Source organism: Pseudomonas flavescens (assembly GCF_013408425.1).
GTDB lineage: Bacteria > Pseudomonadota > Gammaproteobacteria > Pseudomonadales > Pseudomonadaceae > Aquipseudomonas > Aquipseudomonas fulva_A.
In genome coordinates this window covers 551,176-567,937 of record NZ_JACBYV010000001.1, presented here as the reverse complement: position 1 = coordinate 567,937, position 16,762 = coordinate 551,176, and the positions used below count along the sequence as shown (strand labels likewise).

At 63.3% G+C, this 16,762-nt stretch carries 15 protein-coding genes; 6 read left to right on the top strand and 9 right to left on the bottom strand.

What is annotated here, in order from left to right; all coding sequences use genetic code 11:
• The first annotated feature begins 23 nt into the window (after positions 1-23).
• Positions 24-1,184 carry an L-talarate/galactarate dehydratase gene (locus tag FHR27_RS02395; protein ID WP_042552182.1) on the top strand — a complete coding sequence of 387 codons (1,161 nt, stop codon included), beginning with the start codon at positions 24-26 and terminating at the stop codon, positions 1,182-1,184.
• 396 nt (positions 1,185-1,580) lie between these two features.
• Positions 1,581-3,380, top strand: a complete 1,800-nt coding sequence (locus FHR27_RS02390; RefSeq protein WP_042552181.1) for a methyl-accepting chemotaxis protein — start codon at positions 1,581-1,583, stop codon at positions 3,378-3,380.
• A 5-nt stretch (positions 3,381-3,385) separates the two neighbouring features.
• On the opposite strand, the gene FHR27_RS02385 is transcribed toward FHR27_RS02390, so the two are convergent.
• Positions 3,386-3,652: a DUF1652 domain-containing protein gene (locus FHR27_RS02385; RefSeq protein WP_042552180.1), complete on the bottom strand. Its 267-nt coding sequence runs from the start codon at positions 3,650-3,652 to the stop codon at positions 3,386-3,388.
• Positions 3,653-3,723: 71 nt separating this feature from the next.
• Positions 3,724-4,074 carry a hypothetical protein gene (locus FHR27_RS02380; RefSeq protein WP_042552179.1) on the bottom strand — a complete coding sequence of 117 codons (351 nt, stop codon included), beginning with the start codon at positions 4,072-4,074 and terminating at the stop codon, positions 3,724-3,726.
• 461 nt (positions 4,075-4,535) lie between these two features.
• Here FHR27_RS02380 and FHR27_RS02375 point away from each other — a divergent pair, with 461 nt between their 5' ends.
• On the top strand, positions 4,536-4,760 hold the full coding sequence (locus FHR27_RS02375) for a PLD nuclease N-terminal domain-containing protein (protein ID WP_082045704.1): 225 nt from the start codon (positions 4,536-4,538) through the stop codon (positions 4,758-4,760).
• A gap of 93 nt (positions 4,761-4,853) precedes the next feature.
• Positions 4,854-5,120 (top strand): DUF1652 domain-containing protein, encoded by a 267-nt coding sequence (locus tag FHR27_RS02370; RefSeq protein ID WP_082045702.1) that lies wholly within the window; start codon positions 4,854-4,856, stop codon positions 5,118-5,120.
• Here the strand turns inward: FHR27_RS02370 and FHR27_RS02365 are convergent.
• On the bottom strand, positions 5,114-5,569 hold the full coding sequence (locus FHR27_RS02365) for a hypothetical protein (RefSeq protein WP_042552176.1): 456 nt from the start codon (positions 5,567-5,569) through the stop codon (positions 5,114-5,116). The genes FHR27_RS02370 and FHR27_RS02365 overlap by 7 nt on opposite strands.
• Positions 5,570-5,765: 196 nt before the next feature.
• On the opposite strand from FHR27_RS02365, the gene FHR27_RS02360 reads away from it, so the two are divergent.
• Positions 5,766-5,990 carry a hypothetical protein gene (locus FHR27_RS02360; RefSeq protein WP_042552175.1) on the top strand — a complete coding sequence of 75 codons (225 nt, stop codon included), beginning with the start codon at positions 5,766-5,768 and terminating at the stop codon, positions 5,988-5,990.
• 89 nt (positions 5,991-6,079) lie between these two features.
• Here FHR27_RS02360 and FHR27_RS02355 read toward each other — a convergent pair whose 3' ends face one another.
• Together FHR27_RS02355 and ycaC are read right to left on the bottom strand one after the other, a co-directional pair.
• Entirely contained in the window at positions 6,080-8,437 is a 2,358-nt protein-coding gene (locus FHR27_RS02355) for an FdhF/YdeP family oxidoreductase (RefSeq protein WP_179537680.1), read from the bottom strand.
• Positions 8,438-8,645: 208 nt separating this feature from the next.
• On the bottom strand, positions 8,646-9,278 hold the full coding sequence (ycaC, locus tag FHR27_RS02350) for an isochorismate family cysteine hydrolase YcaC (RefSeq protein WP_042552173.1): 633 nt from the start codon (positions 9,276-9,278) through the stop codon (positions 8,646-8,648).
• A gap of 160 nt (positions 9,279-9,438) precedes the next feature.
• Here ycaC and FHR27_RS02345 point away from each other — a divergent pair, with 160 nt between their 5' ends.
• Positions 9,439-10,344 carry a LysR substrate-binding domain-containing protein gene (locus tag FHR27_RS02345; protein ID WP_179537679.1) on the top strand — a complete coding sequence of 302 codons (906 nt, stop codon included), beginning with the start codon at positions 9,439-9,441 and terminating at the stop codon, positions 10,342-10,344.
• 60 nt (positions 10,345-10,404) lie between these two features.
• Here FHR27_RS02345 and FHR27_RS02340 read toward each other — a convergent pair whose 3' ends face one another.
• The 4 genes from FHR27_RS02340 to hrpA form a co-directional block, all read right to left on the bottom strand.
• Positions 10,405-10,764, bottom strand: coding sequence for a hypothetical protein (locus FHR27_RS02340; protein ID WP_179537678.1), 360 nt, complete (start codon positions 10,762-10,764; stop codon positions 10,405-10,407).
• The gene (locus FHR27_RS02335) at positions 10,751-11,224 is read right to left on the bottom strand and encodes a hypothetical protein (protein WP_042552170.1); all 474 of its coding nucleotides are present in this window, start codon (positions 11,222-11,224) and stop codon (positions 10,751-10,753) included. The genes FHR27_RS02340 and FHR27_RS02335 overlap by 14 nt, the downstream gene beginning before the upstream one ends.
• Positions 11,225-11,534: 310 nt before the next feature.
• Positions 11,535-12,413 carry a serine hydrolase domain-containing protein gene (locus FHR27_RS02330; RefSeq protein ID WP_179537677.1) on the bottom strand — a complete coding sequence of 293 codons (879 nt, stop codon included), beginning with the start codon at positions 12,411-12,413 and terminating at the stop codon, positions 11,535-11,537.
• A gap of 179 nt (positions 12,414-12,592) precedes the next feature.
• Complete coding sequence (gene hrpA, locus FHR27_RS02325; protein WP_179537676.1) at positions 12,593-16,639, bottom strand: ATP-dependent RNA helicase HrpA; 4,047 nt, start codon at positions 16,637-16,639, stop codon at positions 12,593-12,595.
• Positions 16,640-16,762 lie beyond the last annotated feature (123 nt).

The following is a 16,762-nucleotide window of genomic DNA, read 5'->3' as shown; positions in this document are numbered from 1 at the left end:
AAACGTCAAGCGAGGTAATCAATGTGAGCGAACAACCCCTTTCCCAAGGCTGTGCAGACCAGGATCAGATCGCCTGGATTCGTATCGCTTCAGTTTTCCTGCCCCTGGCCAACCCGATCAGCGACGCCAAGGTGCTGACCGGACGGCAAAAGCCGATGACCGAGATCGCCATGCTGTTCGTGGAGATCGAAAGCAAGGATGGCCATCGCGGCCTTGGCTTCAGTTATTCGAAACGCGCGGGCGGCCCCGGCCAGTTCGCCCATGCCCAAGAAATCGCCCCGGCACTGATCGGCGAAAACCCCAGCGATATCCAGAAGCTCTGGACCAAGCTGTGCTGGGCCGGCGCTTCGGTCGGCCGCAGCGGTCTGTCGACCCAGGCCATCGGGGCCTTCGACGTCGCCCTGTGGGACATGAAGGCCAAGCGTGCCGGTCTGTCTCTGGCACGCCTGCTGGGCGCTCAGCGCGACTCGGTGCGCTGCTACAACACCTCCGGCGGCTTCCTGCACACGCCCCTCGACCAGTTGATGAAGAACACCGACCTGAGCCGTGAAAAAGGCATCGGTGGCATCAAGCTCAAGGTCGGCCAACCCAACTCGGCCATCGATATCGAGCGCGTCAGCACCGTACGCCGCCACCTGGGCGACGACTTCCCGCTGATGGTCGACGCCAACCAGCAATGGGATCGCCCGACCGCCCAACGCATGTGTCGCCAGTTCGAAGCCTACAACCTGGTGTGGATCGAAGAGCCGCTGGACTGCTATGACGCCGAAGGCCACGCGGCCCTGGCGGCGGCTTTCGATACGCCGATCGCCACCGGAGAGATGCTCACCAGCGTCGCCGAGCACGCCGAGTTCATCAAGACCCGTGGCGCCGACTACCTGATGCCGGACGCGCCTCGAGTTGGCGGTATCAGCCCATTCCTGAAAATCGCCTCGATGGCCGAACAGGCGGGCTTGATGCTGGCCCCGCATTTCGCCATGGAGCTGCACGTGCACCTTGCCGCGACCTACCCCACCGAGCCCTGGGTCGAGCACTTCGAATGGCTGGAGCCGCTGTTCAACGAGCGCCTGGAAACCCGCGACGGACGCATGCTGGTCCCGACCCGCCCGGGTCTCGGCCTGTCGCTCAGCGACCGGGTCGCCGGCTGGACCGCCCAGGAAGTGGAGATCGGCCAGCGCCGCTAACCCACCCGACGCCGTCACGGCCATGAAGGGTGGAGCGGAGCACGTCGCTGACGCTGTCTTCATCCACCGCTACGGTCAGCTGTATGTAGGGTGGATGACGCTCTTTTCATCCACCACTGCGTTTGGCGATTGGTGGATGGGTCGGGCCGCGCAGGCAAGCGTCGGCTACGCGCCCCGGCCCACCCTTGCAATGCAATCGCCAATCAGCAGCTACAATCGTCGATGGTGGCACTTTAACTGCCTGAGTCGGGGCACTAAACTGCGCGCCCTTCGCGCGGACAACTCCCTTGGATTAAGCGCGTAACGTCGCCGAAAGCTGCGCTGGCCATTAAAGCTTCCGCGCTGCCGGTCGAATAAAAGGAAACCCAAGGATATTTCTTAGCCAGGAGCTGCGGCATGCAGTCGTTGAAGTCGCTGTACGATTCGATCGAGATGCACTTTTTCGATACCTTGACCAAGAAGCTGTCCAGCCTTTTTCTGCTGGTGGTGGTCAGTGGCCTGCTGTTCTGGGTGGCCATCAGCCTGCGTGCCGACATCCTTCAGCAACTGCATGCCGCGCAGATCGATGCCGCCTTGCTGAGCCGCGTCGAAGCCAAGCTCGACACTCTGGGCAACGCACTGTTGCTCAGTGCGCTGTTCACCCTGGGCATGGTCAGCTTCATGGTCTGGTACTTCCGCCACCTGATCGTGCGCCCGGTCGACAACATGACCCGCGCCCTGGAAGAGATCGCCAACGGCGAAGGTGACCTGTCCCGCGATCTGCCCCTGCTGACCCACGATGAAATCCGCACCCTGGCCAGTACCTGCAACCGCTTTCTGGCCAAGCAACGCGAGATCATCAGCAACGTGCAGGCACTCACCGTGCAGATCGCCGTGGAGTCCGCCCGCTCGTTGAAGAACATCAGCGATTCCAGCGAGAGCGCCACCCACCAGGCGCGCTTCGCCAATGAAGTGATGAGCGAGAGCAACAGCGCCGTCGGCCGCATCGAAGAAGTGTCGCAACAGACCCAGGCGATCTCCGGCACCACCGCACAGAACCTCAGCATGGCGCGCGACTCCTACGCCGAACTGCTGGAGGTGACCGGCAACATCGGCGCCATCTCCAATAGCCTCAACGAATTCGGCACCCTGGTTTCCGCCCTCAACGAGCGCTCGTCGAACATCAAGTCCATCGTCGGGCTGATCCAGCAGATCTCCTCGCAGACCAACCTGCTGGCCCTCAACGCGGCCATCGAAGCCGCCCGCGCCGGAGAAAGCGGCCGTGGTTTCGCCGTGGTGGCCGACGAGGTACGCACCCTGGCGCAGAACGTCAGCCGCGCCACTGGCGACATCTCGCAGAACATCGACGCCATGCTCAAGGAAGTGGGTTCGACCCACGAGCAGACCGCACTGATCAGCACCAGTGCCCGGGAAACCCAGGTGGTGGTCGAACGCGCCACTGGCCATTTCGAAAGCATGATCGTCGACTTCGAATCCACCAACGGCAAGCTCGCGGAAATCGCCGAGCACATCCAGCAGGTGGCCGATGCCAACACCGGCATCAACGAGCGGGTCACGCAGATCCATGCCGACAGCCAGGCCATCGACGAGCGCATGCAGCGCTCCGCCACCGCCACCCGTGATCTGTCCGGGGTGGCCGAGCGGGTGCAGACCTTGCTGGGTCGTTTCGTGCTGGGCCAGGGTGAGCTGGATGCTGCCATCACCCGCGCCAGCCAGTGCCGCGACATCCTGCAGGTTCGCCTGGCCGCGCTGCAGCGCGAAGGCGTCAACCTGTTCGACCAGAACTACCGGTTGATTGCCAACACCGACCCCAAGCAGTACATGACCGGCTACACCGAGCGCTTCGCGCAGATCTGCCAGGAAGAGATCGACAAGCTGACCAAGGGTACGGCCGGCGGCATCGTCACCTTCATCGTCGACAGCAAGGGCTACTGCCCGGTGAACAACAGCTGGGTATCGAAAGCGCCGACCGGCAATCGCGCCGTCGACCTGCCGGTGTGCCGCAACAAGCGCATGTTCTCCGACCCGGTGGGCCTGCGCGCCGCGACCAACACCCAGCGCTTCCTGCTACAGACCTACCTGCGCGACACCGGCGAGATCATGACCGAGATCGACGTGCCGTTCATCTTCGACGGCCGCCATTGGGGCAACATGCGCATGGGCTTCGATGCGTCGCGGCTGCTGGGCAAATCCTGAAGCCGCTAGCGGCCGGCTGAGCGCGCGTCGCGCGCCTGTTGCTCAGCATCTCGTTCGTGCAGCTCCTTACGCAGTTGCATGACGAACCGGGACAGATCACGGGATGTCGACAGGCTGCTGCGCGGCACGCCGATGATCCTCACCAGTACCTCACCGCTCGCCGGCTCGCTGATCTGCACCACCAGCGAATCATCGTGACTGACGCTGCAGCGGCAGATCTTGGGTAGAAACGCCGTTTCGATGATCCGCCGCAATTCGAGTACTGACATCATCGTGCAGCCTCCCTTCAGCCATCAAGCAGATGCAAAAAGCCCCGCATCAACGGGGCCATTCCAGCGCGCTGTCAGGCGGTGGGTCGCAGGCTATCGAGGTTGCGGCGCGACCACATCATCTTCGCAGCGGTCGGGTTCACTGGCGCGCCAGTGAAGGTCGGCAGCTTGCGCGACACCCAATGGGCCCCCGTGCCCTTCCAGTTGACCTCGCCACTGACCAGCTTGCGATCGCGCAGTATCTCGCGCTGCAGGGCATGCACGCCCGCCTCGCTGATCACCGACTGCTTGTCGACCGCCTTGACGAAGACATTCTCGCCGTCCTTGCTGATGGTCAGCAGGTACATGCCATCCGGGCGCGGTTTGATGGAGACCTGATGGTCAGGCAGGGCAGTGATCAACTGGTTGATGGCAGAGACGGTCATCGAGAATTCCTTATTGGCAGAAGTGGCGCACTTATCAATTCTTTGCAAATGAATAAGTGCATCACCCGTGCCAACTTTCTCGACGCTGCAATGCCCCGGTTTCCGCGGACTTCGCTTCAGCCCTGATTAATCGGCCAGTGCAAAATGCATGAACGGCAAACTTATCGGCAGGCATCATGCACGCATGGGCGAAGGCGATTGATATCAAGATGCGATTATATACTTGTATATAATCACTATTCCTGTCACCGACCATCCCTTCATACGAACTTAATATCCGGGTGCACTTCGTACCCTTATATAGCGGTGAATGAATCGCGCTATATCCATAAAGATGGCAATGCGATCTCGCATGCTGGGGGACGACTGCCATCAAGCCGCCTGCAAGCCAGCCTACCCGCTACGCAGCCCCGAGGAGCCCTGCTCATAAGGCCTCCGCCCTCTCAAACAGGAGCTCTACCATGAACGATCCCTCGCTGTATTTCTGGCTGGGCGCATTTGTCGTGATCGCTTTCATCGATCTGGTGGCGATCATGAACTTGTGGCGCAGCGATAAGAGCCTCAACACTCGGCTGATATGGGCCGTGGCGATAATAGCGCTCCCATTATTCGGGATAATCGCCTGGGGATATGCCGGGCCACGCGGCATGCCGAAACCACCCTCTTCACCCGAACACAGTAAATAGCCGGTTACTTGAACGGAATTGACACTATCTTTTAAGCCGACATTATAACGCCACCCTTCAGGCTTGACGTCGAGAGCGATTATTGTGGCAACAATGAGATTTCTGGACGCGATGGCCCTGTTGTACAACTATTTCTCGCCAATTATTGTACAAGCGTCCCTGGACTCTCCCACGCGCATGAGCGTCACTCTCGAAGAGCCCGACTCATCCACCGCCATTCATGTCAGTGACATTCCCTGCAAAACGTCACTGACACCCATGGAAGTGTTCGCGATCATTCAACTGATCGAAGACCGGGTTCGCGCCGAAACCCCGGCTATCTTCGAACGCCACCGCATGAACACTATCCTGCGTCAGTAACCGCCAGCGTCAGTCCGCGAGCGCGTATCTGGCTGCGCCTGCTGGATCGCCTCGAGCAATACCACCAGCTCCGCCGCCGACGGAATCGTCCGCCCTCCCAGGTCATCATGCACCGTCGCCTGCACACTGCTGGTCTTCAGGCCGAAGCGGTTCAGGGCATCGGTCAGCGCCTGGTCATCGAGCCCTTGCTGCGCGAGCATCCGCAACAGGCTGTCCCATACGTCGCGTAGATCCGCCTGCCGATCACGGCCGTCCGGCCAGGGATGACCAACCCGAGGTTCCGGGTGCATTTCCGCCACGGTCACCTCGCCCTCGTAAGCACGTACCGTACCGCCCGCCTCGGCCACCCTGGCATCACGCGACGCGCGGTGCCAGGCAGCCTGTGCGAGCACCGGTGAGCGGGTTGCACACAGCAGTTCGTCGTCGAGATAAATCCTGAATTCGCCCATGTTTGTTCTCCAGCATCGTGGTTGTCGAACGTCCTTTCATTCGATCCGGGTCAGCACCAGAGATTCCGAGTTTCTGCACCCGGGAGGCCGTGAAACGGCCATTTGGAAGCATCCGGATACAGACGGGAATTGTCCGAACTCACCCGTCGGATCGGCCTCCTAACTGTAGAGCCCATTCGCCAACGAGGAGAACGACATGAGCAACACACCGATCGATCAGACCCCACCGAACGCTCCGGCCAAGGATGTGCAAGGCGACGACGTCAACGTGGTGAAGAAGGAGATTCAAAGGCCAGGAGAGAAAACCGAAGCTATCGACCGCGTCATCACCCCGACCTCGATCAAGACCAAGGAACAGGAAGCGCAGAAGATCCGGGAGAAGTCCCAGGAAGCCGAGCGCAAGATTCGTCAGCAGGACTGATGCCGCACCGCGCGGGCCGATCGCTCTGGCGGTCGGTCGCGCAGTACCTCAGCGGCGTGGCACAGCTAGGCGCCGTGCCCGAACAGCGGCTAACGCTGCGAGGCAATCACTGCCGAATGCTGTGGCAGGGTGTCACCTGGCGCCACCGCATCGCTGAGACGCAGCGTCACCGGTATCGACTTGGCCGCCGGGACCTTGCTGCGCTCGGCATGATGCCAGAGCGGCAACAGCGGGTTGCACTCCGGGTAGTAGGCCGCGCAGCAACCCTGGGGAATGTCGTAGGCGAGTATCTGCAGCGGCCCGACCCGCCGCTCGATTTCCGGCTGTACCGCGGTGGTCACGTCCACCCAGTCGCCGGCTGCCAGCCCAAGGCGGACGATGTCGTCGGTGTTCATGAAGATCACCGAGCGGGTGCCATACACGCCGCGGAAGCGGTCGTCGTAACCGTAGATGGTGGTATTGAACTGGTCGTTGCTGCGGATCGTCATCAATTGCAGCACGTCACGCCGCACATAGGGTGCCTGCACGTCATCATCGACGCTCAACCGCCGCGGGGTAACGAATTGCGCCTTGCCGCTCGCGGTGGCCCACTCACGCTGCGCCGCGCCCAAGGGCCGGTGAAAACCGCCCGGCTCCCACATGCGCTGATTGAAGTCGCGGAAGATCTCCGGGTAGATCGTGGCGATCGCCTGGCGGATCAGGGAGTAGTCCCGGCGCCAGCCGTCCCAGTCGATGGCGACCTGCGGTGACAAGGTACTGAGCGCCAGGCCGGCGATGATCGCGGGCTCGGAGCGCAGGTGCTCGCTGGCTGGCGCGCTGCTGCCGTGCCAGCCATGGATGCAACCGGTGCTGTCCTCGGTGCTGTGGCTCTGCTCGACGCCGTCCTGCCGATCGGCTTCGATGCGCCCCAGGCACGGCAGCAGCCAGGCCTGCTCACCCGGCAACAGATGGGAATGGTTGAGTTTGGTGGCCACCTGTACGTTGAGCTTGAGGCGCTGCCAGGCCGGCTCCATCCGAGCGGTATCGGGCACCGCCCGAATGAAGTTGCCCCCCAGGCTGACGAAGCCGCGCACCCGCCCGTCGAGCATGGCGCTGCAGGCGTCGACGGTGCACAGCCCGACCTTCTCAGGCACGCTGAATTTGAAGTGTTGCTCGATGAGGTCGACCGGCACCTTGGCCGGGTCTTCGGCGATACCCACGGTGCGCTGGCCCTGCACGTTGGAGTGCCCACGCACCGGGCAGATACCCGCCCCAGGCTTGCCGATATTGCCGCGCAGCAACAGCAGGTTGACCAGCATCTGCACATTCTGCACGCCCTGACGATGCTGGGTCAGGCCCATGCCATACACGATCATCACCCGCTGCGCCTGGGCATAGGTCAGCGCCGTCGCTTCCATGGCGCCACGGCTGAGCCCGGTGATGGACTCCAGTTCGGCCCAATTCTGCTCGCGCACATAACCGATGAAGTCCTCGACGCCTCTGGTGTGGGTAGCGATGAATGCGTCGTCCAGCAGGCCAGGCTCACCGCGCTGCAGGGCCGCGTCGTGCAGATCCAGCAGCGCCTTGGCCACGCCGGTGACCGCAGCGGTGTCGCCACCGATCGCCACCTGATGGTACTGGGTGCTGATCTGCGTCGAGTTCGGCCCGAGCATCTCGCCTGGTGACTGAGGGTTGACGAAGCGCTGCAGGCCACGCTCCTTGAGCGGATTGAAGGTGATGATCGGCACGTCGCGCTGCCGCGCCTCCTGCAACTGATGAAGCATGCGCGGGCTGTTGCTGCCGACGTTCTGGCCAAAGAACAGCAGGCAGTCGGTGTGCTCGAAATCATTGAGGGTCACGGTGCCGACCGGTACGCCGATGCTTTCCTGCAGGCCCACCGACGTGCTCTCGTGGCACATGTTGGAACTGTCCGGCAGGTTGTTGGTGCCATAAGCCCTGGCGAACAGCTGATACATGAACGAGGCCTCCAGCGAGGCGCGCCCGGAGGCGTAGAACACCACCTCGTCCGGTTCCATCGTTCGCAGGGTGGCGCCGATTTCCTGGTAGGCGGCTTCCCAGCTGGTTTCCTCGTAGCGGTCGGTACTGGCGTCGTAGCGCATCGGATGGGTCAGCCGGCCATGCTGTTCGAGCGCGTAGGCCGACCAGTTGCGCAGTTCGGCCACGCGGTGCCGGGCGAAGAATTCCGGGCCGGTGCGTTTCGCGGTCAGCTCCCAGGCCGTGGCCTTGGCACCGTTCTCGCAGAACTCCATGGGGTGGGTGTCACCGGGCTTGGCCCAGGCACAACTCACACAGGCGAACCCCGAGGGTTTGTTCTGCTTGAGCAACGCCGCGCCGATCTTCACCACCGCCTGTTCACGCAGCACGATACGCGCCACGGACTTGGCCGACCCCCAGCCACCGGCTGCGTCGGTATAGGGTCGATAGCGGGTCTTCGGATCAGTCAGCATTACCCTCTCCAGCACGTTGGTGGTACTGGTACGACGAAGGCACCTGCTGAAAGGTTCGGGTTAATGGCCCTACGGTCAGAGGGGGCGTTTATGACCTCATGTGTCCCGGCCGATCAGGCGCAGCGGCGCTTTGCCGATGGCGGGGCGCTGCATGCCAATGAGAAAAAGGCACCTGCGCGGAGGTGCCTTCATGCTCGCCGAATGGCCTTTACTTGTTGCCGGTCAGGGCCGCGTAGCTGGTCATCAGGTTGCGGTAGTCCGGGATGTGGTCGGAGCAGATCTTCGCCAGCCCTTCCACATCGTTGCGCCAGTCGCGGTGCAGCTCGCAGGCCACGCCGAACCAGTTCATCAGCTGAGCGCCGGCGTTGGACATGCGGTTCCAGGCGGCGTCACGGGTGATCGAGTTGAAGGTACCGGAAGCGTCCGTCACCACGAAGACATCGAAGCCCTCCTCCAGCGCCGACAGCGCCGGGAACGCCACGCACACCTCGGTCACCACACCGGCGATGATCAGCTGCTTCTTGCCGGTGGCCTTGATCGCCTTGACGAAATCTTCGTTGTCCCAGGCGTTGATCTGGCCAGGGCGAGCGATGTACGGCGCATCCGGGAACAGCGCCTTCAGCTCGGGTACCAACGGGCCGTTGGGGCCGGTTTCGAAGCTGGTGGTGAGGATGGTCGGCAGGTTGAAGAACTTGGCCAGGTCGGCCAGCGCGAGCACGTTGTTCTTGAACTTGTCCGGCTCGATGTCGCGCACCAGCGAGAGCAGGCCAGCCTGGTGATCGACCAGCAGAACGACGGCGTTGTCTTTGTCGAGGCGGTTGTAGGTGAAGGAAGTGGTCATGGCGCGATCCTCTATTTTCAGTGGGCTGCCGAGTCGTTCGGCTGGATTCGTTTGGTGTCGTGCAGTTGTCGCTGCATGTGGTAAAGATTAAATTCGACACCCTTGATGCACCAGACAGCAAAATTCGCCCACAGCGTTCCATTTTCAGAACGGTATACTGATGGAAGATCTCAACACCCTCTACTACTTCACCCAAGTGGTGGAGCACGGCGGCTTCGCCCCCGCGGGCCGCGCTCTGGGCATACCCAAGTCCAAGCTCAGCCGACGCATCGCCCTGCTCGAGGAGCGCCTCGGCGTGCGCCTGCTGCACCGTACCAGCCGCCATTGTTCGCTCACGGAAATCGGCCAGGAGTACTACCAGCGTTGCGTGGCCATGCGGGTGGAGGCCGAGGGTGCCGCCGAAGTGATCGAACGCAACCTCAGCGAGCCTCGCGGCCTGGTGCGCCTGGCGTGCCCGACCACCCTGCTCAACTCCTGGGTCGGGCCGATGCTGACCCGTTTCATGCAGCGCTACCCGGCCGTTGAGCTGTTCATCGAGAGCACCAACCGGCGCGTCGACCTGCTCCACGAAGGCTTCGACATCGCCCTGCGGGTGCGCTTCCCGCCGCTGGAAAACACCGACATGGTGATGAAGGTACTGGGCAACAGCCGACAATGCCTGGTCGGCCGCCCGGACTTCCTCAAGCAGTTGCCGAAGAACTTTCAGCCCGCCGATCTGGGCCAGCTCCCGAGCCTGCACTGGGGTGGCTCGCAGCGTGAATACCAGTGGGAATTGTTCGGCCCGGATGAGGGAAAGCTGCTGATCCCCCATCGCCCGCGCATGGTCACCGACGACCTGATCGCCCTGCGCCACGGTGCCCTGGCCGGCGTCGGCATTGCCCACGTCCCGCGGGTCGCGGTGCGCGAGGACCTGGATGCCGGCACCCTGGTGGAAATGCTGCCGGGCTGGGAACCGAAGTGCGGCATCGTCCACGCCATCTTCCCCTCGCGCCGCGGCCTACTGCCCTCGGTGCGCACGCTGATCGACTTCCTTGCCGAAGAGTTCCGAGAAAGCGATATGGCCTGATCCGCACGACGCTCCGCGCCCCAGGCGCCCAGGCAAAGCGCCCAAAGACCAGACTCTCCGCTAAACGACGGGATGGAGCCGAGAGGCCGCGAGACCGAACACCGCCGCCAGGCCGATCAGCAGCACCAGGTTGAGCAGGATCCGCCGCCCTCTGGAAAGACCGGCAAACTCCTTGGCAACGCTCGCGACGAAGACGGCAGCCACCACCGCCATCGCTGGCATGGAAACCAGCCAGTCGGCGAGCCGGCTGTTCATCAGCAGTTCGCTGTCGGGATAAAGCCCCTGACTGATGGCCATGTAATCGGTTCTGGCATCCACCAGGCCCCAGTACGCCGCCACGGTAATCAGCTGAAGCACCAGCAGGATCAGGTTGCACAGTGTCTTCAGACGAGGGAATCGACCCGGGTCACGGCTGTGCACAGAGCGCGCTCCCGTTCTGGGTCTTGCCCATCATGTCCTTGATCACGCCACGAATCTTGGTGTCCGCCAACTGCCCGCCTTTGGACTCGACCTTGATCCGGCTGAGCGAGAAGGTGGATTCGTTGTTCGCGTCATAGATCGTGAAATTCACGTCCACGGTGCCACTGAAGGCCAGCGTCCCCTTCAGTTCCACCTCACCCAGCTTGCCGACCAGTGAAGAGCGACTGCACAGCCAGGCGTGCTTGGTCGTGTCGATCTTCATCCACGCCGTTTCGATATGCCCGGCGATCAGCGTACCGCTGTTGCCACCGATCTCGGGACCGGAGGCGATACCGAACGTCTGCGGCTGGTCGCTGCTCGAACGTCTTAGCTGGATATACACACCACTGAACAGGCTGAAACCAATGCTGGTCTTGGGCAGAGCTGCGCCAATACCGCTGGCCAATATCTTCATTTCCATCACATGCTCCTTATGTGCACACAGGTCGGTGGCGATGTCGCTGAACAAGCATGACGAAGCAACACGCAATCCACCGTGAATGACCACGCACAACAGAAATAAATCCCCAACGCCTGCAGAAGAACGCCTTGCCCGAGCAACCCCAGGGTGGATCGTGCCTCATCGATCCAGCACGGCGGATGTAAAGAGCGACATCCGCCCTACGACGGCCGATCGCTGGTCATCGACGATGGCCCAGCCGTAGGGTGGACAACGCTTTCATTGTCCACCTTTGCGGCACCGCGCTGGCGGATGGGTCAAGCGTCAGTCGTCAGCCACCAAGCGAGGCGACCAGTTCTGCTTCCACATCGCCTTCGCGGGCGTCTTTCTGAAACACCGCGCAGGTCGCCGTACCGGCATCCGTGGTGCAGCGGTAAACCGCGATCACGCTGCCCGGCCCTACCCCGGTGTGGCCGGTTAGCAGGATGCCGCCCTCGATATCGCCCCGCATCAACCCCAGGGCATAGCCGGCGACCGTCCAGGGGCGCCCTGCAATCGGGCCACCCAGCACGCGCCGCTCCTGCATCTGCGCCAACAGCTCGGCAGGCAGCAGGCTGCCACCCAGCAAGCGGTCCAGCAGCAAGGCGGCGGCGGACACGCTGCCCACCAGCAAGCCGTGATAAACCCAGCCGGGATGGTAAGCGGCAGAGCTGCCCATATCGACGCCGCGCAAGTCCGCCGGGGTCCGCGCCAGGCGAACCTCGGGCACGCCAAGTGGCTGCAACACCCGCTGCTCGATGGCGCTCCCGAGCGAGGTGCCGCTGCGCTGCTCGATCAACCGGGTGACGTACAGGTAGCCGACATTGGAATACCCCCAGCCAACCCCAGGCTGATAACGCAGACGCGTTGCATCGAGGCGCTCGAGCATTTCGCTGGCGGGCCAGGGCTCGTCGCCACGGGCAACGGCGGCGTGGTAGTCGGCAAGCTCACCGTAATCGGCCAGGCCAGCTTCGTGTTTCAGCAGTTGCCGCAACGTGAAGGGGCCGCCCAGCACGACCTCGTCGAGCGACACCAACCCATCACGCACCAGGGTCAGGGCGGTCGCCGCCAGCACGGTTTTGGTGAAACTCCACCAGGGCACCAACGGCTCCGGCAACCCCGAGGTAGCGAGCTGACCGTTTACGACCCGCTCGCATGAAAAACCAGACATCGCGCTCCGCCGCCTGAAAGGCGTTTGATTGTCTTGCGGTTAGAACTCTCATCGGTCCAGGCGGCAGCTGGCGATGGCTCCCCTGCTCAGCCGCTAGCGTGGAGCGGGCAGAGACGCAGAATCGCGCGCATGGCGCGCATGGCGCGCTCCCACAACAGCGGCCCAGGCTACCAGGGAGATCAGCCTTCCACCTGACTCCACTGCTTGCTCAGGCGCTTGTCCGACACGGCCATCTTCGTCCCCAACTGCTGGGCGAACAGCGACACTCGGTATTCCTCGAGCATCCATCGGTACAGCACCAGATTGGCGTCACGCTTGCCCTCTTGCAGGTGCTTGCCGAGGCGCGCCTGGTACTGCTCCCAGTAACCGGCCAGCTCGCCACTCCACACCCGGTCACGTTGCAGTTGCGCGGCGATCTTGTCGAAGCGCTGTTCGATGGCCTTGAGATAGCGCGGCACCTCCTTGAGCCATTCGCTAGGGGTTTCGCGGACGAAACCGGGATAGACCAGATTGCCCAGCTGCGCCTTGATGTCGTTGAGCGCCACCGCCTGGGCCAGGTCGATCTTGCCCTTGAAGCGCTTCTGCAGGCCGTGCCACAGCTTGAGCACGTCCAGGGTCAGGCGGGCCAGCCGCTCGGCGTGGTCGGCCCAGGCACCGCGTTTTTTCTCGGCCAGCGCGGCCAGCGCGGCGCCGTCACGGGGCAGTGGCTGCTCGCCTTCGAGAATGCAGCTGTCGAGGCTGGCCAGCAGAATGTCTTCGACCAGCCCATCGACCCGGCCCAGCTCGCGGTGCAGCAGACCCAGCTCGGTCAGCCCCGGCAACTTGCCGCGCAGGAACTTGGCCGGCTCGGCCAACTGTTGCAGCAACAGACGCTGCAGGGCACGGCGATGCTGGAATTCGGCTTCGGCCTGGGTCGGGAAGCGCCCTTCCTTGACCACACCGCCCTCTTCCACCAGCGCCGGGAACACGGTCATGGACAGCCCGGCGACCTTCTGTTGAGTCTTCTCGGCGACCTGGGCGAAGCCCTTGGCCTCCACCGGTTTCTGCACCTTGTCGGCTTGCGGGATGGCCAGCGCGGCCTGGCTGGCCTCGGCGAAGCGTGCGGTCAGCTCGGCCAGGTCGCGGCCTTCGCCAAGCGGCTTGCCGTGGGTATCGACCACTTCGATGTTCATCTTCAGGTGATGTTCGAGTTGCCGGGTTGCCTCGACCCAGGCCTGCTCGTCGATACGCGCACCGGTCATGCGTTGCAGTTCGCGAGCCAGGCTTTCCGGCAGGCTGCCCTGGCCGAAGGTGAGCTTGCTCAGTGCTGCGCCGACGAAATCCGGCACCGGTACGAAGTTCTTGCGCAGCGCCTTTGGCAGGCCGCGCACCAGGTCGATGGCCTTGGCCTCGATCAGCCCCGGCACCAGCCACTCCAGGCGCTCGCCCGGCAGTTGCGGCAACAGCGGCGCCGGCACGCGCAGGGTCACGCCGTCACGCGGGTGGTTGGGTTCGAAGTGGTAGGTCAGCGGCAACTGCAGCTCACCGATATGCAGGGTATCGGGATACTGGGCGGCGGTGACCTCCAGCGCCTCGCGGGCCAGCACGTCTTCCTCGCGCATCATCAGCAACTGCGGATCTTTGCCGCTCTCGCGCTTGTACCAGCTCTCGAAGGTCGCCGCCTGGTAGATGTCCTGGGGAATGCGCGCCTCGTAATAGGCGAACAAGGTTTCCTCGTCGGCGAGAATGTCGCGACGGCGAGCCTTGGCCTCCAGCTCGTCGAGCCTTTCCAGCAACACACGGTTGGCGTTCAGGCACTTGGCGCGGCTGTTGATTTCGCCACGCACCAGGCCTTCACGAATGAACAGCTCGCGGGACGCCTGCGGGTCGATGGGCCCGTAATGCACGGGGCGGCGACCGACCACGATCAGGCCGTACAGGGTGACCTGCTCGTACGCCACCACCTGGCCGCGCTTCTTCTCCCAGTGCGGCTCGAAGTGGTTCTTCTTGATCAGGTGACCGGCCAGGGGCTCGATCCAGTCCGGCTCGATCTTGGCCACCTGGCGAGCGAACAGCTTGGTGGTCTCTACCAACTCGGCGGCCATGATCCAGTTGGGTTTCTTGCGGCCGATCACCGACGACGGATGCACCCAGAAGCGACGCTGGCGGGCGCCGAGGAAATCGCCCTCCTCGGCTTTCTGGCCGATCTGGCTGAGCAGGCCGCTGAGAATCGCCTTGTGCACGGCCGCATAGCCCTTGGCACGCTGCGCCGCTTCACTGGCCTCGGCCTGCTCACGGAGGATCACATTGACCTTGGTGTCGGTGGTAGGCGCTGCCTGCACGGCCTTTTCCGCTGAACCTGCTGGCGCTGAATCGCCCGCAAGCGGGCTCCTACGGGAAGCGTTGTCGCCCAGTTGCAGGTCCCTCGCCAGCAACACCAACTGGCGATGGGAGTCGCGCCACTCGCGCAGGCGCATGTAGTTGAGGAAGTTCTTCTTGCACCAGCTGCGCAGCGGGTTGGAACCCAGCTCCTGGCGTTTCTCCTCGAAGCCGCGCCACAGGTTGATCAGCGCGGCGAAGTCGGAATCCACATCCTTCCATTGCGCATGGGCCTGGTCGGCCGCCTGCTGGCGATCCATCGGCCGCTCGCGCGGGTCCTGCACCGACAGCGCGCTGGCGACGATCAGCAGCTCCTGCAGGCTGCCGAGCTTGGCGGCCTCCAGCACCATGCGGCCGAGGCGCGGGTCGATGGGCAGGCGCGCCAGCTGGCGACCCAGCGGGGTCAGCTGCCCTTCGCGATTGACCGCAGACAACTCCTGCAGCAGGTTGAAACCATCGCTGATGGCCTTGCCATCCGGCGGCTCGATGAAGGGGAAATCCTCGATACTGCCCAGGCGCAGGTGCAGCATCTGCAAGATCACCGCCGCCAGGTTGGTACGCAGAATTTCCGGGTCGGTGAATTCCGGCCGGCCGAGAAAATCCTCCTCGCTGTACAGGCGCACGCAGATGCCCGGTTCGACCCGGCCGCAACGGCCCTTGCGCTGGTTGGCGCTGGCCTGGGAAACCGCCTCGATGGGCAGGCGCTGCACCTTGGCGCGGTAGCTGTAACGGCTGATGCGCGCCGTGCCGCTGTCGATCACGTAACGAATGCCCGGCACCGTCAGCGAGGTTTCCGCGACGTTGGTGGCCAGCACGATCTTGCGCCCGGCCATGGGCGCGAAGATCTTCTGCTGCTCGGCAGGCGTCAGCCGCGCATACAGCGGCAGCACTTCGGTAAAGCGCAGGTTGGCCTTGCGCAGCACCTCGGCGGCATCGCGAATCTCGCGCTCGCCCGGCAGGAAAATCAGCACATCCCCCGGGCGCTTGCCCTCGGCACTCTCATGGGCGGCGATCTCGTCCAGCGCGGCGAGAATGCCCTGATCGACGGTGAGGTCGTCGAGCAGGCGCTCGCCCTCCTCGTCCACTTCGGCCGCCAGCGGCCGGTACCAGGTTTCCACCGGATAGGTACGGCCGGAGACTTCGACGATGGGCGCATCATTGAAGTGTTTACTGAAGCGATCCAGATCGATGGTCGCCGAGGTGATGATCACCTTGAGGTCGGGCCGACGCGGCAGCAGGGTCTTCAGGTAACCGAGCAGAAAGTCGATGTTGAGGCTGCGTTCGTGGGCCTCGTCGACGATCAGCGTGTCGTACTTTTCCAGATAGCGATCGTGCTGGGTTTCGGCGAGCAGAATGCCGTCGGTCATCAGCTTGATCAGCGAACTGTCCTTGCTCTGATCCTCGAAGCGCACCTGATAACCGACCAGCTCACCCAACGGCGTACCGATCTCCTCGGCCACCCGCGTCGCCACACTGCGCGCCGCCAGCCGCCGCGGCTGGGTATGGCCGATCAGGCCGTGCTGGCCACGGCCGATCTCCAGGCAGATCTTCGGCAACTGGGTGGTCTTGCCCGAACCGGTCTCACCGGCGATCACCAGCACCTGATGCTTGGCCAGCGCCGCCTTGATCTCGTCGCGCTTGGCCGCGATCGGCAACGCATCGTCGTAACGCATCACCGGCACACTCAAGCGCCGCGCCTCGACCTTCGCGCACGACGCCTGAAAACGCTCCAGCCACTGCGCCTGCTTGGCCTCGTCGGGCCTCTTCTGCAGCTCATGCAACTGCCGACGCAAACGATGGCGGTCGGCAATCATGGCGTGGTCGAGGTTGTTCTGCAGGGCAGCGATATCGAAGGGGACGTCGGTCATCAGGCTCGGGCGGTCGCGGAAAAGGTGGGATTGTCGCAGATTCCGGGGTCAGGCGTGCAGGGTGGCCGGTCGATGGAAAGCGGGGAACGAGGACGTTGGCGAGCGGTGGCCTTCGATCAGAAG

Excerpts from the sequence above, each read along its gene's own strand:
- ycaC (WP_042552173.1), bottom strand. The coding sequence starts at position 9,278 with ATGACCACTTCCTTCACCTACAACCGCCTCGACAAAGACAACGCCGTC.
- FHR27_RS02335 (WP_042552170.1), bottom strand. The coding sequence starts at position 11,224 with ATGGAAATGAAGATATTGGCCAGCGGTATTGGCGCAGCTCTGCCCAAG.
- FHR27_RS02375 (WP_082045704.1), top strand. The coding sequence starts at position 4,536 with ATGAACGATCCCTCGCTGTATTTCTGGCTGGGCGCATTTGTCGTGATC.
- FHR27_RS02385 (WP_042552180.1), bottom strand. The coding sequence starts at position 3,652 with ATGATGTCAGTACTCGAATTGCGGCGGATCATCGAAACGGCGTTTCTA.
- FHR27_RS02360 (WP_042552175.1), top strand. The coding sequence starts at position 5,766 with ATGAGCAACACACCGATCGATCAGACCCCACCGAACGCTCCGGCCAAG.
- FHR27_RS02390 (WP_042552181.1), top strand. The coding sequence starts at position 1,581 with ATGCAGTCGTTGAAGTCGCTGTACGATTCGATCGAGATGCACTTTTTC.
- FHR27_RS02330 (WP_179537677.1), bottom strand. The coding sequence starts at position 12,413 with ATGTCTGGTTTTTCATGCGAGCGGGTCGTAAACGGTCAGCTCGCTACC.
- FHR27_RS02380 (WP_042552179.1), bottom strand. The coding sequence starts at position 4,074 with ATGACCGTCTCTGCCATCAACCAGTTGATCACTGCCCTGCCTGACCAT.
- FHR27_RS02345 (WP_179537679.1), top strand. The coding sequence starts at position 9,439 with ATGGAAGATCTCAACACCCTCTACTACTTCACCCAAGTGGTGGAGCAC.
- FHR27_RS02355 (WP_179537680.1), bottom strand. The coding sequence starts at position 8,437 with ATGCTGACTGATCCGAAGACCCGCTATCGACCCTATACCGACGCAGCC.
- FHR27_RS02365 (WP_042552176.1), bottom strand. The coding sequence starts at position 5,569 with ATGGGCGAATTCAGGATTTATCTCGACGACGAACTGCTGTGTGCAACC.
- FHR27_RS02370 (WP_082045702.1), top strand. The coding sequence starts at position 4,854 with ATGAGATTTCTGGACGCGATGGCCCTGTTGTACAACTATTTCTCGCCA.
- hrpA (WP_179537676.1), bottom strand. The coding sequence starts at position 16,639 with ATGACCGACGTCCCCTTCGATATCGCTGCCCTGCAGAACAACCTCGAC.